Annotated in this window: 19 protein-coding genes; 9 read left to right on the top strand and 10 right to left on the bottom strand. The window is 72.1% G+C overall.

Annotated features, from left to right (window positions below; all coding sequences use genetic code 11):
- Positions 1–350: 350 nt before the first annotated feature.
- Positions 351–1,097 carry a DUF6227 family protein gene (locus tag OHA55_RS18830; protein ID WP_266707820.1) on the top strand — a complete coding sequence of 249 codons (747 nt, stop codon included), beginning with the start codon at positions 351–353 and terminating at the stop codon, positions 1,095–1,097.
- A 263-nt stretch (positions 1,098–1,360) separates the two neighbouring features.
- Here the strand turns inward: OHA55_RS18830 and OHA55_RS18825 are convergent, their stop codons facing one another.
- Positions 1,361–2,359, bottom strand: a complete 999-nt coding sequence (locus tag OHA55_RS18825) for an RNA polymerase sigma factor RpoD/SigA (RefSeq protein ID WP_266707818.1) — start codon at positions 2,357–2,359, stop codon at positions 1,361–1,363.
- A gap of 148 nt (positions 2,360–2,507) precedes the next feature.
- Here OHA55_RS18825 and OHA55_RS18820 point away from each other — a divergent pair, with 148 nt between their 5' ends.
- Positions 2,508–3,071 (top strand): GNAT family N-acetyltransferase, encoded by a 564-nt coding sequence (locus tag OHA55_RS18820; RefSeq protein ID WP_266707816.1) that lies wholly within the window; start codon positions 2,508–2,510, stop codon positions 3,069–3,071.
- A 93-nt stretch (positions 3,072–3,164) separates the two neighbouring features.
- On the opposite strand, the gene OHA55_RS18815 is transcribed toward OHA55_RS18820, so the two are convergent.
- Positions 3,165–3,947 (bottom strand): dioxygenase, encoded by a 783-nt coding sequence (locus OHA55_RS18815; protein ID WP_266707814.1) that lies wholly within the window; start codon positions 3,945–3,947, stop codon positions 3,165–3,167.
- A gap of 193 nt (positions 3,948–4,140) precedes the next feature.
- On the opposite strand from OHA55_RS18815, the gene OHA55_RS18810 reads away from it, so the two are divergent.
- Positions 4,141–4,644 carry a MarR family winged helix-turn-helix transcriptional regulator gene (locus tag OHA55_RS18810; RefSeq protein WP_266707812.1) on the top strand — a complete coding sequence of 168 codons (504 nt, stop codon included), beginning with the start codon at positions 4,141–4,143 and terminating at the stop codon, positions 4,642–4,644.
- Between the two features lie 195 nt (positions 4,645–4,839).
- Here OHA55_RS18810 and OHA55_RS18805 read toward each other — a convergent pair whose 3' ends face one another.
- A complete protein-coding gene (locus OHA55_RS18805) occupies positions 4,840–6,375 on the bottom strand; it encodes an MFS transporter (protein ID WP_266707810.1) in 1,536 nt (511 codons plus the stop codon).
- Between the two features lie 423 nt (positions 6,376–6,798).
- On the bottom strand, positions 6,799–7,455 hold the full coding sequence (locus OHA55_RS18800; RefSeq protein WP_266707808.1) for a TetR/AcrR family transcriptional regulator: 657 nt from the start codon (positions 7,453–7,455) through the stop codon (positions 6,799–6,801).
- 264 nt (positions 7,456–7,719) lie between these two features.
- On the opposite strand from OHA55_RS18800, the gene OHA55_RS18795 reads away from it, so the two are divergent.
- The gene (locus OHA55_RS18795; RefSeq protein ID WP_266707806.1) at positions 7,720–8,997 is read left to right on the top strand and encodes a M6 family metalloprotease domain-containing protein; all 1,278 of its coding nucleotides are present in this window, start codon (positions 7,720–7,722) and stop codon (positions 8,995–8,997) included.
- 118 nt (positions 8,998–9,115) lie between these two features.
- On the opposite strand, the gene OHA55_RS18790 is transcribed toward OHA55_RS18795, so the two are convergent.
- The 6 genes from OHA55_RS18790 to OHA55_RS18765 form a co-directional block, all read right to left on the bottom strand.
- Positions 9,116–10,456 (bottom strand): aromatic acid/H+ symport family MFS transporter, encoded by a 1,341-nt coding sequence (locus OHA55_RS18790; protein WP_266707804.1) that lies wholly within the window; start codon positions 10,454–10,456, stop codon positions 9,116–9,118.
- A gap of 294 nt (positions 10,457–10,750) precedes the next feature.
- Entirely contained in the window at positions 10,751–11,701 is a 951-nt protein-coding gene (locus OHA55_RS18785; RefSeq protein ID WP_266707802.1) for a catechol 2,3-dioxygenase, read from the bottom strand.
- A complete protein-coding gene (locus OHA55_RS18780) occupies positions 11,698–12,837 on the bottom strand; it encodes a 4-oxalomesaconate tautomerase (RefSeq protein WP_266707800.1) in 1,140 nt (379 codons plus the stop codon). The genes OHA55_RS18785 and OHA55_RS18780 overlap by 4 nt, the downstream gene beginning before the upstream one ends.
- Positions 12,834–13,544 (bottom strand): 4-carboxy-4-hydroxy-2-oxoadipate aldolase/oxaloacetate decarboxylase, encoded by a 711-nt coding sequence (locus OHA55_RS18775; RefSeq protein WP_266707798.1) that lies wholly within the window; start codon positions 13,542–13,544, stop codon positions 12,834–12,836. The genes OHA55_RS18780 and OHA55_RS18775 overlap by 4 nt, the downstream gene beginning before the upstream one ends.
- Complete coding sequence (locus tag OHA55_RS18770; protein ID WP_266707796.1) at positions 13,541–14,290, bottom strand: PIG-L deacetylase family protein; 750 nt, start codon at positions 14,288–14,290, stop codon at positions 13,541–13,543. The genes OHA55_RS18775 and OHA55_RS18770 overlap by 4 nt, the downstream gene beginning before the upstream one ends.
- Before the next feature lie 51 nt (positions 14,291–14,341).
- Positions 14,342–14,992, bottom strand: a complete 651-nt coding sequence (locus OHA55_RS18765; protein ID WP_266707794.1) for a GntR family transcriptional regulator — start codon at positions 14,990–14,992, stop codon at positions 14,342–14,344.
- Positions 14,993–15,378: 386 nt separating this feature from the next.
- On the opposite strand from OHA55_RS18765, the gene OHA55_RS18760 reads away from it, so the two are divergent.
- Genes OHA55_RS18760 through mpaC form a run of 5 tightly spaced genes read left to right on the top strand, consistent with a single transcriptional unit; the run spans position 15,379 to position 20,833 of the window.
- Positions 15,379–16,359, top strand: coding sequence for an LLM class flavin-dependent oxidoreductase (locus tag OHA55_RS18760; RefSeq protein WP_266707792.1), 981 nt, complete (start codon positions 15,379–15,381; stop codon positions 16,357–16,359).
- A complete protein-coding gene (mpaB, locus tag OHA55_RS18755) occupies positions 16,352–17,500 on the top strand; it encodes a daptide biosynthesis RiPP recognition protein (protein WP_266707790.1) in 1,149 nt (382 codons plus the stop codon). The genes OHA55_RS18760 and mpaB overlap by 8 nt, the downstream gene beginning before the upstream one ends.
- Entirely contained in the window at positions 17,497–18,333 is an 837-nt protein-coding gene (gene mpaM, locus OHA55_RS18750) for a daptide-type RiPP biosynthesis methyltransferase (RefSeq protein ID WP_266707788.1), read from the top strand. The genes mpaB and mpaM overlap by 4 nt, the downstream gene beginning before the upstream one ends.
- Positions 18,333–19,628, top strand: coding sequence for a daptide-type RiPP biosynthesis aminotransferase (gene mpaD, locus OHA55_RS18745; RefSeq protein ID WP_266707786.1), 1,296 nt, complete (start codon positions 18,333–18,335; stop codon positions 19,626–19,628). Before mpaM ends, mpaD begins: the two co-directional genes overlap by 1 nt.
- Positions 19,628–20,833, top strand: coding sequence for a daptide-type RiPP biosynthesis dehydogenase (mpaC, locus tag OHA55_RS18740; protein ID WP_266707784.1), 1,206 nt, complete (start codon positions 19,628–19,630; stop codon positions 20,831–20,833). The genes mpaD and mpaC overlap by 1 nt, the downstream gene beginning before the upstream one ends.
- Positions 20,834–20,898 lie beyond the last annotated feature (65 nt).

The raw sequence follows: 20,898 nt of genomic DNA, 5'->3' as shown, positions 1-20,898 counted from the left end.
GCGCCGGGGCTCGGGGCACGACATCGCCGCCGGGGAGGGCCGCATCGGACCCCACTGGAGAGCTCAGGTCCCGCCGATCGGCGGGCACGCTCCGGCACGCACCGTCCGACCTGCGAAAAGGGGCGGGACCTTGGACACCGCGAGCCCGTGAACGCTCCAACGGAGCGGACCGTCGCCGGACCGCCCACCGACTCGCCCCGGAACGCGGGGAGTTCGGCGGAGCTTCCGGGCGGGTCGGGAACTTTCCGCTGCCGTCCCACGTTTTCTCCAACCCCGGCGACGATGTCGGAGCCAGGGACTACGTTAAGCACGCACCACGTCACATGCGGCAACGGCCTGGAGACAGCACCTTGAGCGATCCGTACGAGACAACCGAGCAGCACCTCGACCGACTCCTGCGACGGGCCCTCAACTCCTTCGACCTGCCCGACGGCACGGTCGACCGGCTCGGCACGGCACTCGCACACAGCAGCACCCTGCACTCCTCGCACCACAGCGCGGAGCTGCACCGCGAGACGTACCGCCACACCTACCTGCTCTCCGACGGCAGCGCGCTCAGCCTCTGGGAGCTGGTGCACGGCGGCGGCCGGGACGCGCCCACCGCCCGGGAGCACGAGCTCTACGACGACGAGGCGGACGCGCACACCGCCGCCGCGCGGGTCACCGGCGCGTTCTCGGACGCCCCGGCGTTCGCGGAGGACGTGCCCACCGTCGACCTGGACACCCTGAACGCGCTGATGGCCGCTCACCCGGGACCGCCGCCGCGGACGTACGCCCCGGACAACAGCGCCGACCACGCCCGCCGGGTGCTGCGCCGCGCGGAGAACCCGGACCGCCCGGGCGGCCCCACGGCCCGCCTTCTGCGCTCGGCCTTCGCCCACCACATCACCCAGATCTTCGGCCGGCAGTTCCGGGTGGGCGGCCACGATGCCGGGTTCACCCTCTACGAGCACGCGTTCCTGCTGCTCGACGGCAGCGAGACCAGCCTCTGGGAGGTCGAGCACACCGCGACCGAGGACGGCCGCCACATGTGCGAGGTGTACACCGACGAGCAGACGGCCCGCGACGCGATGGAGCACCGCACCCGCATCTGCTGAGCCGTCCGGCGGGAGAGTCCGGAGGCCCGACACCAGGTCTCGCGGTCTCGCCGGCCCCGCGGCCCCGCACCGGGCCGCGGGAGAGGCGGGAGAGGCGGGAGAGGCGGGAGAGGCCAGGGGCGCGCACCCGAACCGCCCCCGGACATGAGCGAGCCCCGACGCCGGGGGGGGTGGGCGCCGGGACTCGGTTCATGGGACCGGTGCGAAGACCGGTCGTCGGGCCGGTGCGAACCGGCTTGATGGGGAGATTACGGGTTATTGGCTCACGCCGCAGCGTCAAAGCCCGTGTCGCGCGCCATTCGCTTCAATTCGACCAACGCGTGCTTCTCGATCTGGCGGATCCGCTCACGCGTCAGACCGTGTTCCTTGCCCACTTCGGTCAGCGTCCGCTCACGGCCGTCCTCGATGCCGTAGCGCATCCGGATGATGGAGGCGGTGCGGTTGTCGAGCTTGCCGATCAGCTCCTCCAGCTCCTCACTGCGCAGCAGCGACATCACGGACTGCTCCGGCGAGACGGCGGAAGTGTCTTCCAGCAGGTCGCCGAATTGCGTGTCGCCGTTGTCGTCGACCGGCATGTTGAGGCTGACCGGGTCGCGGGCCCAGTCCAGGACGTTGCTGACACGCTCGGGCTCGGCGCCCAGCTCCGCGGCGATCTCCGCATGCTCCGGGTCACGCCCGTGCTCGCGGTTGAACTCGCGCTGGACCCGGCGGATGCGGCCCAGCTCCTCCACCAGGTGGACGGGGAGACGGATCGTGCGGGACTGGTCCGCTATCGACCGGGTGATCGCCTGGCGGATCCACCACGTGGCGTACGTGGAGAACTTGAAGCCCTTGGCGTAGTCGAACTTCTCGACCGCGCGGACCAGGCCGGCGTTCCCCTCCTGGATCAGGTCGAGCAGCGGCAGCCCCGCGCGGGGGTAGCGACGGGCCACGGCGACGACGAGACGGAGGTTGGAGCGGATGAAGACGTCCTTGGCGCGCTCGCTCTCCGCGAACAGCGCTTCCAGCTCCTCGGGCTTCGCCCCACCGGCGTCGCTCTCGACCTCGCCGTCGAGGATCTTGCGTGCGTAGACGCCCGCCTCGATGGCCTGCGACAGCTCGACTTCCTTGGCGGCGTCGAGCAGAGGGGTTCGCGCGATCTCGTCGAGGTACATGCCGACCAGGTCGCGGTCGGCGATCTCCCCGCTTCCACCGCGAACACTGCGGGCCCGTTCGGTCCCACCGGTGGGTGACGAACGACGGGCGACGGCACGGGTTGCCATGCGTGCTCCCTTGCTGAGTAGGTCGCGACACCCTTTCGGGTGCCCTGCATCCGATGGAAACAACGACTGGAATCCGGACAGAATTCCCCGGCACCGGCCTCAGTTTCGCGATCATGCAGTACCCTGTCGGCCGCCGACAGGAGGACGGATGTCTCGCATACCCACGGATGTGCAGGTCAGACCCGGTACGGAGGACGACCTGGAGGCCCTCACGGACATCTACAACCATTACGTCCGGGAGACGGCGCTCACCTTCGACGTGACGCCCTTCACTCCGAGGGAGCGTCTGCCCTGGCTGCACGCCCACCCGGACCACGGGCCGCACCGCCTGCTCGTCGCCGAGGACACCAGGACGGCGGGGGACACGGACGGCGGAAGCGGTGCACCGGGCGGCGGCAGGGTGCTGGGATACGCCACCAGCAGCGCGTTCCGCCCCAAGGCGGCGTACGGGACCTCGGTCGAGGTCAGCGTCTACTGCGCACCGGACGCGACGGGCCGGGGCGTGGGGACCCTGCTGTACACGGCGCTCTTCGAGGCGCTGGCAGGCGAGGATCTCCACCGCGCGTACGCGGGCATCGCCCAGCCGAACGAGCCGTCCGGGCGCCTCCACGCGGCCTTCGGCTTCCGCCGGCTCGGTACGTACACCGAGGTGGGGCGGAAGTTCGGGCGCTACTGGGACGTGAGCTGGTTCGAGAAGCCGCTCGCCCCCTGAGCGGGCGGGACGGCACGGGAAGCGCCCCCGCCGAGCGCCCGAACCGTCGCGGGAAGCCGCCGCTCCACCGGGCGGCGGCTCCTGGCGGGGCGGTCAGCCGAACTGGACCGAGCGCTTCGCCAGTCCCATCCAGAAGCCGTCGATCACGCTGCGGCCCCGGTCGAGCTCGTCCTCGGAGGCTCCGAGCGTCACGAAGAGTGGCGCGAAATGCTCGGTACGGGGGTGGGCGAGGCGGCCGGCCGGGGACTTGTGCTCGAAGTCGAGCAGCGCGTCGACGTCCTGCGCCTTCAGGGCCCGGTTCCCCCAGTCGTCGAACTCCGCCGACCAGCCCGGAGTGCCGCCCCCGGTGTGCCGGAGCGCGGCGAGGTTGTGGGTGAAGAAGCCGCTGCCGACGATCAGCACGCCCTCGTCCCGCAGCGGGGCGAGCTTGCGCCCGATGTCCATGAGTTTGCGCGGGTCGAGGGTCGGCATCGAGATCTGGAGGACCGGGATGTCGGCACCCGGGAACATCTCCACCAGCGGGACGTACGCACCGTGGTCGAGGCCGCGCTCCGGGATGTCCTGGACCGGGTTCCCCGCGGCGCGCAGAAGTTTGCGGACGTCCTCGGCCAGCTTCGGGGCGCCGGGAGCGGCGTACCGCACCTGGTAGTAGTGCTCGGGGAAGCCCCAGAAGTCGTAGACGAGCGGGACGGTGGTGGTGGCGCCGATCGCGAGGGGGGCCTCCTCCCAGTGGGCGGAGACGATCAGGATCGCGCTCGGGCGCGGCAGGTCGGCGGACCAGGCGGCCAGCTCGCCGGTCCATACCGGGTCGTCGGCGAGCGGCGGGGCCCCGTGGGAGAGGTAGAGAGCGGGCATGCGCTCTGCGGTGACGGTCATGGCACTCCCCATCCGCTGCGGCTGGTGACGATTCTCCTCGGGTGGACCCGCTCCGGCTCCCGGAGACGTCCCGGGGCCGCTCCGGCTCCGGGAGAACCCTCCCGCGCGACAGCTTCTTGAATCTTCAAGTTCCTACTCGACGACCCTAACCCCATCTAGTTCAACTTTCAAGGAAAGGTCGTACAGTGGGTTCATGACCACGGCACCCAAGACCGGCACCCGGTGGCTCACCGACGAAGAGCAGAGCGTCTGGCGTGCCTACCTCCACACGACCACGCTGCTGGAAGACCACCTCGACCGCCAGTTGCAGCGGGACGCGGGCATGCCGCATCTCTACTACGGGCTGCTCGTCCAGCTCTCCCAGTCGCCCGGCGGGCAGCTGAGGATGACCGAGCTGGCGAAGGACGCGAAGATCACCCGTTCCCGGCTCTCGCACGCCATCGCCCGGCTGGAGAAGAACGGCTGGGTACGCCGGGAGGACTGCCCGACCGACAAGCGCGGCCAGAACGCCGTCCTCACCGAGGCGGGCCGCGAGATGCTGCGGCGCTCGGCGCCGGGCCATGTCGCGGCCGTCCGCCAGGCGATGTTCGACCGGCTCACGCCCGAGCAGGTGTCCCGGCTCGGGGAGATCATGCGGACGCTGGCCGCCGGGCTGCAGCCGGACCACGCCGACGCGGACCTGCCCTGGCTCCGCTGAGACGGACGACCTGAGGCGCCGCATCCGGGCGGGCCGGGGCGACAGCGGCTCGACCCGGCGGAAGGAAGCCGGAACGGAAACTGCCCCGGCCCCGCCGTACGAACGGCGGAACCGGGGCAGTGGCACATCGGGCGCGCCCCGATGCGGTCCGCCCGGCCCCGGCGCGTACGCCGGGACCGGGGGCGGGCCGGTCGGTCAGTGGGCGATGACCGGGACCTTGAACTCGTCCTCTTCGGCGTCACGCGTGCCGCCGCCCTGGCTCACCGGGCCCATGCTGGGCTTGCCGGCGTTGATGAAGGTGAAGGCGATGGCGGAGGCGACGACGAGGATGCCCACCGCCCACCAGATCGCGCTGGTGTAGCCGTCGACCAGGGCCTGGAGCTGGAGCAGCTTCGGGTTGGTGGCGCCCGCCGCGTGGTCGGCGACGAACGCGGTGGTGGCGCTGGCGGCGATGGTGTTCAGCAGCGCGGTACCGATGGCGCCGCCGACCTGCTGTGAGGTGTTGACCATCGCGGAGGCGACGCCCGCGTCACGCGGCTCGATGCCGTGGGTGGCCATCGACATGGCCGGCATGAACGCGGTGCCCATGCCGAGGCCGAGCAGGACCATGCCCGGCAGGATGACACCGGCGTACGAGGATCCGATCTCCAGGCGCGTCAGCAGCAGCATGCCGACGGCGGCGAGCAGGAAGCCCGGCCCCATCAGCAGGCGCGGCGCGACGCGGGTCATCAGGCGGGCACCGATCTGCGTGGAGCCCGTGATCATGCCCGCGACCATCGGCAGGAAGGCGAAGCCGGTCGAGAGCGAGCTGTACCCCTTGACCACCTGGAGGTAGTAGGTGAGGAAGAGGAAGAGACCGAACATGCCGATCACGGCGAGGCCCAGCGAGAGGTAGATGCCGCCGCGGTTGCGGTCGGCGAGCACCCGGAGCGGCAGCAGCGGCGACTTCACGCGCGACTCGACGACGATGAAGGCGGCGAGCAGCACGACGGCCGCGACGAACGAACCGATCGTCAGCGTGTCCGACCAGCCGGCCGACTCGGCGCGGGTGAAGCCGTAGACCAGCGAGACCAGGCCGAGGGTGGAGAGCAGCACGCCCGGGATGTCGAGCGAGGAGCGGTTGCGCGTGCCGACGGGCTCGCGGATGAAGAAGTACGCGCCGATCGCCGCGATGACCGCGAACGGGATGTTGACGAAGAAGGTCCAGCGCCAGTTCAGCGAGTCGGTGAGGAAGCCGCCGAGCAGCAGGCCGACCGCGCCGCCACCACCGGCGATGGCACCGAAGATGCCGAACGCCTTGGCGCGCTCCTTGGCGTCGGTGAACGTCACGGCGAGCAGCGAGAGAGCCGCGGGCGCGAGGAGCGCACCGAAGACGCCCTGGAGGGCGCGGGAGCCGAACAGCAGACCCTGGCCGGTGGCCGCGCCACCGAGCGCGGAGGCCAGCGCGAAGCCGATCAGGCCGATGGTGAAGGTGCGCTTGCGGCCGAAGAGGTCGGAGATCCGGCCGCCGAAGAGCAGCAGCCCGCCGAAGGCGAGGGCGTAGGCAGTGATGACCCACTGCTTGTTGGCGTCGGAGATGCCGAGGTCCACCTGCGCCTTGGGCAGCGCGATGTTCACGATGGTCGCGTCGAGCACGACCATCAGCTGGGCGAGGGCGATGAAGGCCAGTGCCTTCCAGCGCCCGGGGTCGGGAGCCGGGAGGCCGGCGTTCTTCGGGAGGGTTTCTGACATGGGAGTAGCCACCTAAGGACTGCGCGGGATCGGCGGGACGTCGACCCCGAAGGGTTCGTGCGGTGTACGCGTGGGACGTGCCGGGCGCGCGTGGACGCACCCGTACACGGGCGAAGAAGACGAATCGTTTCGTTACGGCTGTCGGGACGGGCACCACGGGACGCGGGGCGGGCGGACGGACGGACGCCCGGTGCGGCGGGCAGGCACGGGTGCGGGAGCGGCGCCGCGCGAGCGGGCGCACTCCCCCGGGGGTGCGGACCGTGCGGCCCGGTCCCGTTCACCGGCGACGTTGCCGGTCCCGTGGGAAGCGAAGGGGGGATACGGAAGACAGAGGGAGGAACAGAAGGAAACGAGGATCAAAAGTCGGGAAGCGGGAAAACTTCGGACATCAGCGGGTCGGGCCGGCGGAGGGTGCGGGTGGCGTCAGCGCCGTCGCAGGTCCTCCAGGGTCGCGGCCGAGCCCGGCAGTTCGGAGCGGACCGGGGTCCGCAGTCCGTCCAGGAACAGCTGCAGATGGCGGTGGACGAACTGGTCGATGTCCAGGCACGCGATGCCCGGAAGGGGCCGGGTGAGCTGCGAGAGGGCGATCATCAGGTCGCCGACCGCGATGTCCGTCCGCAGCCCTCCGGAGGCCATCGCCCGCCGTACGACTTCCTCGACGGCCTCTTCGAGGTGCCGGCGTTCGGCGAGCAGTTCGGGGTGGTCCCTGTCGAACGCCCCGGAGAGTACGGGGCACAGGGCCCCGACCCGTTCGTCGGCGGCAGCGTGCACGAAACGGCTGAGCGCGTCGAACGGGTCGCTCTCCTCGGCCATGGCCTCTTCGGCCCGGTCGGCGGTGCGGGACAGGACCGCGAGGACGACCTCGTGGGTGAGTGCGGCACGGTCGGGGAAGTTCCGGTAGAGCGTGGCGTTGCCGACCCCGGCCCGCCGGGCGACGTCGTCGAGGGGCACGTCCGGCCCCAGCTCGACGAACAGCTCCCGGGCGGCCGTGACGATCCGTTCGCGGTTGCGCAGCGCGTCGGCCCGCGGGCGGGACGCACGGCGCCGGCACTCCGGTGCGGTTCGGGCGGCGGTCTCCACGACGTGGAACCTCTCCGTGTACGAGTACGGGCGGCTCCCGGAGTAACCGGGTACCGCGCCCCCACTTCGCGGGGACACACGTACAAACGGGGAGAGGGTCCCCGCTTATTTCACCCCCGGAAGTGACCTGCACCACATCGCGATACCGGCCGGGAAAACCCTCCGATCGGCTTACCCAACGAGCGGGCCGGGACGTGCCGACAGAGGCTGACGCCAGAGCGCAGTCCGGGTCGGCCGGCTGCCGTGTTCCCCGGAGGCGCGCCCATGCAGCACCCTCGCCGAGGGATACGCAGCTGTCGCCGCCCGCTCGCTCTCGCCGGGGCGACCGCGCTGGTCATCGCCGCTCTGGCGTCGGCGAGCACCGCTCTCCCGGAGGCGAACCGGGTCTCGGCGGGACCGGCGTCCCTCAGTCAGGAGTCCGCGCTCGGCCCGTGCCGGATATCCGCCGCGCTGGGCGTGCAGATGTCGGAAGGCATGCCGACACCGCCCGGGTACGCCCGCTCCACCGGCAGGGTGCGGGCCCTGAACCTCATGATCGACTTCCCGGACGCGCAGGGCAGCGGGACCGCCGCGGACCGGATGGCGGAGTTCTTCCCGCAGACGTCCGACTGGTTCCGCCGCAGCTCGTACGGCCGGCTGGTCTACGTGCCCGAGGCCCCGGTGAAGGGCTGGCTGCGGATGCCGATGCCGTTCGCCGACTACGGGATAGAGCGCGGCTCCCCGTACGAACCGGGCTACCGGCAGCTGGTGTCGGACATCGTCAAGGCCGCCGACGCACGGGTGGACTTCTCCGCGTACGACCTGGTCAACGTGCTGGTCACGCCGAACGCGGGCCCCTCGGCGCTGGACACCGTGCTGTCGGTGACCTTCCCCGACAACGAGGAGGCGCCGCGCGCGGACGGGGTACCGCTGGCCAACACCTCGTTCGTCTACAGCCGCCAGGACGACGGTTCGGGTTCCTACGCCCGGACCGGGTACCGGGTGCTCCCGCACGAGAACGGCCATGTCTTCGGCCTTCCCGACCTCTACACCGCGGAGGGCGGCGGCTCGGTCGGGCACTGGGACATCATGTCCGAGGACTGGGGGGCCAACAACGACTTCCTCGGCTGGCACAAGTGGAAGCTGGGCTGGCTCGACAACGGGCAGATCACCTGCGCCTCGGAGCCCGGCACCAGCGAGCACACGCTCGAACCGCTGGAGACCACCGGTGGCACCAAGCTCGCGGTCGTCCCGCTGAGCGAGGACTCCGGGTACGTCATGGAGGTGCGCACCCCCGCCGGGAACGACGAGGCGGTCTGCCGGCCGGGGGTGCTGATCTACCAGGTCGACTCGGACGTGGAGACGGGCCAGGGTCCGGTCTCCGTCGCGGACAGCACCGGTGACAGCGGCGGCTGCACCCGCAGGCCCAATGTGCACGCCGAGCTCTCGGACGCGCCGTTCCAGCCTGGCGAGACCTTCACCGACCGGGTCAACGGCGTCCGGGTCGCCGTGCTCGGCGAGGACGCGGAGGGCGAGTACCGGGTCCGGATCACCCGTTCCTGATCCGGACCCGGTGGCCGCCGCACATCAGACCGTCGCGCCTCAGGCCGCCGCACCTCAGGCCGCCGCACCTCAGACCGCCGCACCTCAGACCGGCGCCCGAAGGCCGTCGTCCGGGGCGTCAGCCCGCCGCGGTGAGCGGCTGGGCGGTACCCGCGCCGCCCGCGGCGTCGGTGTGCTTCGCGGGGCGAAGCCCGGTGAGGCAGAGCATGACCGTGGCGAACACCGCGGTGATGGCGAAGGCGGTGAAGCCCCAGTCCTCCGCGCCTCCCGCGACCAGCTGTCCGCCGAGCCAGGGGCCGAAGACGGCGCCGAAGCGGCCCATTCCGCTGGTCCAGCCGACGGCCGTGGCGCGGTTGTCGTCGGAGGAGTCGCCCGCGACGGCCGCGTAGACCATGGCCTGGGCGCTGAAGAGGAACAGGCCGGTCAGGAAGACCACCGTGTAGGTGAGCGGCAGCGCCATGTGGATGCCGAGGAGGTAGACCCCGACGGCGGTCAGGGCGAACCAGAGGGCGGCGACGCGGAGCGCGCCGAAGCGGTCGGAGAACCGGCCGGCGATCAGCATGCCGACGATGCCGCCGGCGTTGATGATGACCACGAACGAGAGGGAGGAGCCGAGTTCGTACCCGGCACCGCGCATCATCGTGGGCAGCCAGTTGCTGACGCCGTAGACGAGGAGCAGGCCGCCGAAGGAAGTCAGCCAGTAGAGCAGCGTGCGGCGCCAGAGGTTGCCGCGGAAGAGGGCGACCAGCGCGTCCCAGCGCTCACCGGCGGCCGGGCGGTCGGCCTTCGCGGCGGGCACGTCCACGTCGAACCGGCGGGCCAGTTCGGCGGCCTCCTCGTCGCGGCCCTTCGCCAGCAGGAAGCTCATCGACTCGGGCAGGAACCTCCAGACCAGCGGAACGCCGATGAAGAGCGGGACCACGCAGATCCAGTACGCGATCCGCCAGCCGTTCTCTCCGCCGGTCCACAGGCCGATGAAGCCGGAGACGATGCCGCCCGCCTGGTGGGCGGTCATCAGAGTGCCGACGATGATCGCTCCCCGGCCGCGCGGGGCGTACTCGGAGACCAGGGTGATGGTGACCGGCAGCAGACCGCCGAGCCCCACTCCGGCGATGAAGCGCCCGAGCCCGAAGACCCCGACCGAACCGGCCACCGCGCAGAGGGCGGAGGCCAGCGAGAAGACCGCGGTGCAGACGATGATCAGCTTCTTGCGGCCGACCCAGTCGGTGATCGTGCCGGCCGACAGCGCGCCGATCAGCATCCCGAAGGTGGCGTAGCTGCCGAGGTCGCCCGCCATGGACGGCTTCAGCCCGAGCGCGTGGTGCTCCAGCATGTGGGGCAGCACGGCGCCGTAGACGAACATGTCGAGGCCGTCGAAGAGGACGACCAGCCAGCACAGGCCGACGACCAGCAACGCGAGTTTTCTGCCGCGTGGCGACAGGGCGGTGGAGGAGGACATCGTTGTTCCTCTCGTCCGGAGCGCTGAGAGCCTCCGGAGCTGGGCGGGGGACGTGGGTCGGTGCGGCGGTACGGCGGCGCGGCGACCCGGATGGCAAGACGGTAGAAACGCACCCGTTGAGTGTCAACGTTTTTGTCAACAATCTCAGGAACAATCGGGCCACGTCCGGATTCCGGGGGCGCGGGAGGCCGCCCGGGGCTGCTGGGGCGCGCCTCGGAGCCCGCCCACCGGGCGGGCGGGTGTGCGGCGGGGGCGCACCGTGCCGCGGCGCGCCCCCGCCGTACTGGCCGGCCGTCAGGCGACCGGCGGCGTGCCGTGCGTGTGGAAGGACTCGATGGTCTTCAGGCCCCACGCCTGGCCCTTGGCGCGTTCGGCCTCGGTCCAGGTGATCAGCGGCCAGTCGGGGGCGAGGACGAGCCGGGTGAGCGGGTTGCAGAGCTCGATCCGGTTGCCGCCGGGCTCGTAGACGTACAGGAAGAACGTCTGCTGGATGGCGTGCTTGTGGGGGCCGGTCTCGATGAACACGTCGTTGTCGAGGCAGATGTCGGCCGCGCGCAGGATGTCCTCGCGGGTGTCGGTGGCGAAGGCGATGTGGTGCAGCCGGCCGCTGGAGCCCGTCCAGTCGGAGGTGTAGACGACGTCGTACGACTTGTTGGTGAAGGTCAGCCACTGGGCGGCGAGCTTGCCGCTGTCGAGGACGATCTGCTCGGTGGGCCGGGCGCCGAGGACGTCCCGGGTGAAGGACGCGTTGGCGGCCACGTCGGAGCCGAGGAAGTTGACGTGGTCCAGACGGCGGACCCCCACCCCGTGGGCGGGCTTGGCCTGCGGCTGGTTCTTCAGGCCCGGCTTCAGCCCCTCGGGTGCGACGTAGTGCTCGCTCTCCCAGTACAGGGCGAGTTCGTGGCCGTCCGGGTCGCTGCTCAGGTACAGCGGGCCGATGCCGGGCTCGTCCTCGGTCCAGCGGCCGGGGCGTCCGGCGGCTTCGAGCGCCTCGACCCTGCGGCCCAGCGCCTCCTGACTGGAGGCGCGCAGGGCGGTCCGGCGCACACCGGGCAGCTCGTGGGCGGTGAGGACGAGGCTGTGGTGCTCGTAGTCGTCGAAGGTCCGCAGGTACACGGAGTCGCCCGAGCGGCCGTTCTCCGTCAGCCCGAGGATCCGGGTGAAGAAGTCGACGCTGGCGTCGAGGTCCGGGGTGAGCAGTTCGACGTGGCCGAGGTGGGCGATGTCGCCGAGCGGCGGGGTCATCGGAGCCTCCTGAGGGGTGCGGGAGCGGGGGATGGTGTGGGTGCGGGGTCACGGGGCCGCGCGAAAACGGTTCCGTCGAAGATCTTCCGGGCGGTGCGCACCACGGCGGTCCGGCCGGCCACGGGTACTCCGGGTTCCCCGCCGTCCCCGCCGGGGGTCACGGAGACCGCGACGTCCAGGAATCCGGTGGGGTGCTCGATGCGCACCGGCCCCCCGTCCGTCGGGAGCCGGGCGACGCTCTCGCCGACGTTGCCGGGGACCAGCAGCCCGGCGGCGACGCTCGCCGCGCCCAGCACCCCGATGGAGGTGTGGCAGCGGACCGGGATGAAGGTGCGGGTGGTGACCGTTCCGCCGTCCGCCGGCGGGGCGAGCAGGCTGAGTTTGGGGACGGTCGCGCCGGATACGTCCCCGAGCCCCATGAGGGGGCCGGCGGCGAGCCGGATCTCCTGGAGGCGGGCCGCCAGGGCGGTGTTCTCCTCCAGGTCGGCCGGGGTCTCGTAGCCGGTGATCCCGGTGCCCCGGAGGTCGGCGGCGGCGATCAGGACGGTGGGCATGCCGTTGTCCACGCAGGTGACGGGGGTCCCCGCGACGGTGTCGCGGACCCGTCCGGTGGGCAGCAACGCGCCTGCTCCGGGCGGGAATTCGACCACCACCGGGGCGGCCGCCCCCGGCACCCCGGAGAGCACGGTGGAACCGGCGTAGTCGACGCGCCGGTCGGGGGTGGCGAAGCCGGCGACGGCGAGGTCCCCGGTGTTCACCATCCGGATGCGGACCGTCGTGCGGTCGGCCCCGGCCTGGACCAGTCCGCGTTCGACGGCGAACGGGCCGACGCCCGCCAGCAGGTTCCCGCAGTTCTGACGCGCGCTCACCACCGGCTCGTCGACGGCGACTTGCAGGAAGAGGTAGTCGACGTCAGCGTCGGGGTGGTCCGAGGGTGAGACGACGGCGACCTTGCTGGTCAGTGGGTGCGCCCCGCCGAGGCCGTCGATCTGGCGCGGGTCGGGGCTGCCCATGACCCGCAGCAGCAGGTCGTCCCGCTCGGCGGGTGCGTCCGGGAGGTCACCGGCGAGGAAGTAGGCCCCCTTGGAGGTGCCGCCCCGCATCAGCATGCACGGCACCTCCTCGGGGACGGTCACGGTGCCGCTCCGTCGCGCAGGTGCTCCTCGTACGACCGGTACACCACGCCGAGCCGTTCCAGCGTCCCGCGCAGGCCGTACCGGTCCAGGCCCAACTGCCCCTCGGCGAAGGCCGCCCGGGACGCCTCCTCCTTCGCGGTGCGCGCGGCGGACGCCTCGACGGCCTCGGCGGCTCGTTCGCGCGGTACGCACATCACTCCGTCGTCGTCGGCGAGGACGATGTCGCCGGGCCGGACGATCCGCCCCTCGATCGCGACGGGGACGTTGACCGATCCGCCGGTGGCCTTCACGGTGCCCTGCGCGCAGACGGCCTTCGACCAGACGGGGAAGCCCATCGCGCGCAGTTCCCCGGTGTCGCGCACCCCGGTGGTGGTGATCAGGCCGCGTACTCCGCGGCGTTGGAGCGCGGTGGCGAAGAGCTCGCCGAACAGGCCGTCCGTGCAGGGGGAGGTGGTGGTGACGACGAGGATGTCTCCCTCGCCGCACTGCTCCACCGCCGCGTGGATCATGAGGTTGTCGCCGGGCCAGCAGAGCGCGGTGACGGCGGTGCCCGCGACCCGTACGCCCTGCTGGACGGGGCGCAGCGCGGGGCCGAGACTGCCGGTGCGGCCGAGGGCCTCGTGCACGGTGGCCACGCCGTACCCGGCCAGCGCGTCGGCGTCACGCAGGGACGCCTTCGGGGGGTTGGTGACGATCACGCCGCTCATGCCAGCTCCCCCGTCACCTGCGGGTACGGGCGCATGTACGCCTCGCCGTACGTGGTCGACGCCAGGCCGAGGTTGGGGCCCGCGTTCCGCTTGAGCTGCACCCCGCGCCGCTTGCCGAGGTCGGTGTAGTACTCCCACAGGTGGGCCTGCGCGGAGAGGCACTCCATCGCCGCGCGCTTGGTGTCGAAAACCTCGGTGATGTCGAGCAGCACCTCGGGGGTGAAGCCGCACATCTCCGGCTGGTGGGGCTCGAAGAAGAAGACCGGCGGGGCGCCGAGCACCTCGCCGGGGGCCGGGTAGCCGATGGCCCCGGCCAGCACCCGGGCGTCCAGCGCCATCCGGGCGGCGGCCGGGTGGTCGCCGTTGTACGGGTCCTCCAGCGGGTGGGTGAGCACCACGTCGGGCTGGGTCTCGCGGTAGATCCCGACGAGCCGGTCGGTGAGTTCCGGGGTGACCAGCAGGGGGTAGTCGCCGGCGTCGAGGAAGCGCACCTCGGCGCCGAGGACGGCCGCGGCACGCTCGGCCTCGTCCCTGCGGATCGCCTTGATCTCGTCCAGCGCCTTGCCCTCGCGCCAGGCCCGGGCCGACTCGCCGCGTTCGCCGTAGGTCAGGCAGGCGATGGTGACCTTCTCGCCGCGCGAGGCGGCCAGGGCGATGGCGCCCCCGGCCCGCCACACGAAGTCTCCGGCGTGCGCGGTGACGACGAGTGTCGACCGGGCGGGGGCGGGCACGTTGGCTGGGGTCATGCTCGGATCTCCTTCGCTGCGGGTGCGCCACCGGCCCGCCGGACACCCGGGTCAGTCGCGCAACACGTCGATCACACTGCTGAGATGGGCGCGGACGGCCTGCTCCGCCGCCTGCGGCTCCCCGGCCACGATCGCCTCGATCATGGCCAGGTGTTCACTCAGGGACTGCTGGGGACGACCAGGTCTCAAGGCCAACTGGAACTGGTGGCGCACCAGTTGTCCGTTGAGACGCTCCAGGAGCTCCACGGCGGTCCGCTGACCCGAGAACTCCCGCACACAGGTGTGCAGTTGATGGTTCAGCTCGGAGTAGGTGAGGGGATCGCCCTCCGCCACCGCCTTGGCCATCGAATCGCCCAGGCGGGTCAGCTCCTCGCGCTGCGCCTCGGTGGCCAGGACCGCCGCCTTGGCCGCGCACAAGCCTTCGAGCGCCATGCGGCACTCGGTGATGGCCACCGCCTCCTCCACGGTCACCACGCGCACCCGGGACCCGCGGTTACGGATCCGCTCCACCAGCCCCTCCGCGGCGAGATCGATCAACGCCGCACGGATGCTGGCCCGTGTCACACCGAACTGCTCGGCGAGTTCGTTCTCCACCAGCCGCTGGGCCGGTGCCATCTCGCCCCGCAGAATCGCCTGCCGGAGCCGGGACAGGGCCAGTTGCTTGGCCTGCTCCCCGCTGCCCGGACTGGCTTCCTTCGGCATTCGTGCCCTCCCTGAGTGAGTGCTTGTCGACGCTAAATCTAGGCCAACAGGATTGTCAACAATTTTGTCTCCGATTCTGGACCGTGTGCGGGCGGCCCGCAGGGGGTCCGTCCGGGTTGCGCACACCCCTGCCGCCCCCGGCGCCCGCCGCCCTCGGCGCCCCGGGGTCCCGCACCACACACCCCCCACCCCCCACCCCGCACCCCGCGCCCGACAGAGCTCGCGGTACGCCCCACGGCAGGGCCTCTGATCAGCGGCAAAACCACCGGCGAAGGAAATGCAACTTGCTGCAGCGGTCCGGTGCATGAAGCTGCAACAGCACCCCCTCCCCGGAACCAGTGGCTCCGTGAAACTATCCAGCACATTACGAAGGGGGGCGAGAAGACGTGGACTATTCCGTACTGATTCCTTTTCTGCCGCGACGCACCGAACAAGTGCTGCCCTATGCGGCTCTGGTCGAATGGACGGGAGCCCGGAGACTCTGGCAGGGACAGAGCCTTCTGATGGAGCCTTTCCAGACTTTCTCCGCCGTGGCGGGTGCGGGATTCCGGGTCCCGACGGGTCTCGGGGTCACCTTGATGCCCCTGCGGCACCCCTTCGAGGCCGCACACCTGGTCAAGTCCCTGGCGATGGCGACCGGCGAGAGCGTGCTGGCCGGTTTCGGCCCTGGTGGCAAGACGTTCCAGCAGAGCCTGCTGGGCGCTCCCTACCGCAGTCAGCTCGGCGCGGTCAGGGAGTACCTGACGATCGTGCGGGAACTGCTGGGCGGCGGGATCGTCGAGGTGAAGGGCGATTTCTACAGCTGCCACGCCCAGATGGGACCGGTCATGTCACCGGAGGTCCAGCTCGGGCTCGGGGTCCTGCGCCCCGGCATGGCGCGGCTGGCGGGCGAGGTCGCGGACGCGGCGATCACGTGGCTGACACCCGCCGCCTACCTGGACGGGGTGGTGCGCCCGGCGCTGCGCGAGGGCGCCGACTCGGCGGGCCGGGCGGAGCCGAAGGTGACGGCGATGGTGCCCGTGGCACTGGAGCGCCCCGGACGGGACGTATCCGATTTCGTACTCTCCAGCAATTCCGGGCACATGGTGGCCCCGCATTACATCGACATGCTGGGCAAAGCGGGAATCGATTACTCGACGATGGACCCCAAATCGGCGGGGCGACTCATGGCCGATGCCGGTGCATTCATTCACGGGGATCTCGACAGCGTCGTCAAACAACTCGATGAATACCGCATCGCCGGGGTCGACGAAATCGTCCTCAATTTGACCGGCGTCGCCAATCTCTATGGCCCGAAGGCCGCCATGGAAGATCTGAAAAAGATTCTCACGGCGGTCGGCGCCGATCGGAGGGAAACCCGTGCATGAGGCTCTGATCGGCCGTGCCGGTCTGCATCTGCGGTCCTGGGTCACCGGACGCCGGCTGCTGGGCGACGTCCCGGGGGGCGGTACCGCGACCGTGGTCCTGGAGGACGCCGCGCACCTGCCGGCTCTGCTCGCCTCGGACGTGGTCGGGCCGCGCTCCCTGGTGCTCGTCCCGGTGGGAACGCACGAGTCCGCCGAAACCTCCGAGGCGTCCCACGAGTCGGGCGCCGTCGTGGTGGGTTTCGAGGGCTCGCTCAGCGAGCCGGGCGGCGACGCCTCGATCGGCGGCGTCCTCTTCCTTCAGGTGCAGGACTACGGCACCAGCCCGTACATGTCCCTGCTGGGCACCACGCTCGTCCGGGTGGCCGGCGAGACGGACTTCGAGGCGTTCCTCGCGGACGCCGACCGGGCCCGGCTGGAGGGCGAGTTCGCCGCCTTCGCGGTGAGCCCCGCGGTCCAGCTCGCGGACCTTCCCGCGCTGGGCAGCGGGGAGACGGGTGACGGTCCCGGCACCCGGCTCTGGGTGGCCGCCGACGGCAGCGTGTCCGTGTCCCCGCAGGGCGCACCGCTGGGTGTGGTGGGCGACGCGGCGGCCGAGCTGGACGCACGGTGGGCCGCACTCGCCACCGGGGACGCGACCGGCGCCCCGCTCTCTCTCACCTCGGCCGTGCCGGAGGACCAGCGCGCCGCACGGACGGCCGAACGCCCCTGGCTGGCGCGGTACATGGCCGCGCTGGACGTACTGCGCGACCTCCATGTGCACGGGGTCACCGATGTGCGGGTCTCCGGGTTCGGCGGCCGGCTGGTGCCCTCGCTGGACACGGTGGACGGACCGCACGACGCGGACGACCCGCGCGCGCCCTTCCTGGCCTGGACTCCGGAGGCCGCGTACGTACGCGTACCGGGGCACGACCGGACCTTCCGGCTCGGCCGCCCCGCGGCCGGGATCGCCGAACGGCTCCTGGTGCACGGTTCCCCCGGGGCGGCCCTGGAGCACGCGCGTGCCGAGGCGGGAGAGGACACCCCCGCCCCGCTGACCGAGGCGGCCGTGGCGGCGGTGCTGGCCTTCTTCGCCGAACGGGGCGTCCCGCTGCTTCCGGAGACTCGGCCCGGGGCGACGCCGGCGGAGGTGGCAGGAGCGTGACCACGACAGTGACAGCGGCAACTCGGCAGTATCCGCCCGGACTCGCCGGTGAGGTACTGGCCGGGTACGGCGACCGGGTGGTGCTGCACGACCTCTACGACGCGGTCGGCGCCCCCGTCTACCACGACCTCGCCGCGGCCGACACCAGCGAGATCCGCGAAGTGCTGCGGGTGGCGCGGGCGGTGACCGGGCCGGTGCTGGAACTCGCTTCCGGTTCGGGCCGGTTGACACTTCCGCTGCTCGCGCTGGGCCGCGGGGTGACGGCACTGGAACTCAAGGCCGAGATGCTGGACCTGCTGCGGGAGCGCCTCGCGGCGGCTCCGGCGGGGCTGCGGGCCCGGTGCGTTCCCGTGCAGGGCGACATGGCCGCCTTCGAGCTGGGCCGCACCTTCGGGCTCGTGGTGCTCGGCACCACCTCGGTGTCGCTGCTCGACGACGCGGGCCGGGCCGGGCTGTTCGCCTCGGTGCGGGCCCATCTCGCACCCGGGGGGCGGTTCCTGCTCTCCACCGTGGACATGGTGGACCCGGAGGACGAGTCCGCCCGCGCCACCGACCTCGACATCGAGGGCCAGGGGGCCAGCGGCCGCAGGTACCGGATGATCGAGCACTGGCCAGAGGGCGCCCCCGCCCGGCGCGTCACCATCCTGCCGCCTGCGGCGGAGGCCGCGACGGCCGACCGGATCGAGGTGCTCACCACGTCGATCCGGGTCCTTCCGGCCCAGCGGCTGGAGCGTGAACTCGCCGATGCCGGGCTGCGGATCACCGCCCGGCACACCCTGCCCGCGAGCGGTCCCAGACACCGCGACGTCCTGCTGGAAGCGGAGGGCGTGTGATGGGTGACGCACTCTGGCCGTCCCTCCAGGCACCCGCCCTGCACGGGGACGACGAGCTCTGCACGGTCTCCGCGCACGGGGTGCGGGTCCGTTTCCTGGACGGCCGCGAACTCCTCTGCGGCACCAGCGGCCTGTGGAACGCGAACCTCGGCTACGGCAACGAGGCGATCGCCGACGCCGCTTCCGCCGCGCTCCGGGACGCCTCGTACCTCTCCGTCTTCCGCTACGAGAACGTCTACGCCCGGCGCGCGGCCCGGGAGCTGGTGGAGGCGGCCGGCGAGGACACGTACGCCCGGGTGATCTTCTCCACCTCCGGCGGCGCCGCCAACGACCTGGTGATGAAGGTGGCGCGGCACCACCACGCGCTGCGCGGCCAGGGGCAGCGCAAGCTGGTGGTGGGGCTCCGCGACAGCTACCACGGGCTGACCTTCGGCGGGTTCGCGCTCACCGGCGAGAACCTGGGGCAGCCGGTGTACGGGGTCGACCAGCGGCTGGTGCGGCACGTGTCGCCGAACGCCCCGGAGGAGATCCGCGCGCTGGCCTCCCGGCAGGGCGCGCAGATCGCCGCCGTGGTGGTCGAGCCGGTGCTCGGTACGGGCGCGGTGGTGCTGACCCCCGAGTACGTCGAGACCCTGCTGGAACTCCGCGAGAAGCACGGGTTCCTGCTGGTCGCCGACGAGGTGGCCACCGGCTTCGGGCGCACCGGCAGTCTGTTCGCCTCCCAGCGGTGGCCCGCTCCCCCGGACGTGCTGATCACGTCGAAGGGGCTGACCAACGGCACGAGCGCGGCAGCGGCGGTCCTGGTCTCCCGTGCCGTGGCCGAACCCTTCGACGCCTCCGGGGACGTGCTCGTCCACGGCGAGACGCAGGCCGGCACCCCGGTGACCTGTGCGGCGATCTCCGCCACGCTCGCCGAGATGCGCCGGCTGGACGCGGTCGCCTCGGCCCGTCGCCTCTCGGCACGGCTGGACACCGCGCTGGACGCCCTGGTGGCCGGGCACCCCCGGGTGAGCGCGACCACCGGAGCGGGCTGCTTCCGGTCGATCCGGCTCTCCGCGGCGGGCGACGACGGCGCACCGCTGCCGCAGGGAGAGGTCCCCGCGCTGGTCGCGGCGATCCGCCGGGCCGGTGCCCTGGTCCACCCCAGCGTGTCCGGGGTGCAGATCCTGCCGGCGCTGACCTACACCGACGGGGACCTCGACGAACTCCTGCTCCGCATCAGGGCCGGGATCGACGCGTACACGGTGACCGGCGCGGCGGCAGTCGGCGCCGCGGCGGGGGCGGGGGCCGTCTGATGGAGGTGGTCTGGAGCCTCAGCAGGCACCCGCTCACCCGGGTGGCGTACGGCCTGGACGGTCTGTCCAAGTGGCTGCCCCAGCACGAGGGCCGGCGCCTCACCGTCCTCGCGGACTCGGCGGTCGCCGAGGGCGAGGCGGTGGCCCGGGTGCGGGAGCGGGCGGACTGGGCGGGCTGGGACACCGAGCGGGTGGTCCTCACCGGCCCCGGCGACCTGGGCGGCGTCCAGGAGCTCGCCGGCCGGCTGGCCGACAGCGACCTGGTGGTCGCGGTGGGCGGCGGCTCCCTTCTCGACCGGGCGAAGCTCGCGGTCCTGCTGCGTTCCGACCCGGACGTGCGCGACCGGCTGGCGGTCCGGCACCGCAGTGGGCTCATCCTGCTGTCGGCGGGTTCGGTGCCCCGTCTGCCGCTCGTCACCGTACCGACGACGGTGGGCACGGGCAGCGAGCTGAGCGGTGCGGTCTGCCTGGCCACCCCCACCGGCAAGCGGCTGGTACTGGGCAACGGGCTCCAGCCCGAGGTGGCGGTCTACGACCCGGCGGCCACCCGGACGCTGCCGCTCGAACTCCTCGCCGAGGGGGTGCTGGAGGTCTTCTTCCGGCTCTCCGGGATGTACGCGGGCGACCACCGGGAGCTGCCGGTGGAGGACGCCTTCGCCCGGACGCTGCTGGGGCTGCTGGTGGGCCTCGGCGACCGGGTGGCGGACGTACGGGCGACCGGGGGCGCGGCCGACGACACCCTGCGGCTGGAGATCGCCAAACTGAGCGGGCTGAGCCATCAGCAGTGGCTCAACCTCGGCCGGGAGCCCGCCGCCTGCAAGGGCTGGTATCTCGCCAACGAGCTCTCCACCGCCCTCGGGGTCCGGAAGATGACGGCCGCCGCCGCCCTGCTGCCGCCGCTGTGGCGGCGGATCGCGGACGGCGACACCCGGTGGGGTTCGGCGTCCCGGCTGGCCCGGCTCTGGCGGGCGGTCGCGGAGGGGCGGTCGGTGCCGACGCCCGAGGACCCGGTCGAGGGCATCACCGCACTGCTGGACGACTGGTCCATCGCCCGCGGGCTGAACGCCACGCCCGAGCGGACCGCGGAGGTGGCCCGCGCCACCATGCGGGCCTGGGGCGACGGGCTGCCGACCCTCGGCGCGCTGGCGCTGCCCGACGTCCGCGCGGCGCTGACGGAGGCGGTACGCACCCCGGTCCCGTCCTGAGGCCGGCCCCCGCGGCGGAGCCCCTGCCCCCGGGCGGCCCTCGCGGTGAGGCCCCTCACCCGCAG

The sequence above is a fragment of the Streptomyces sp. NBC_00102 genome, assembly GCF_026343115.1.
In the GTDB taxonomy this organism is placed as follows: Bacteria; Actinomycetota; Actinomycetes; order Streptomycetales; family Streptomycetaceae; genus Streptomyces.
Note: the sequence above shows the minus strand (reverse complement) of the source record. Positions and strands in the feature narration are given on the sequence as shown.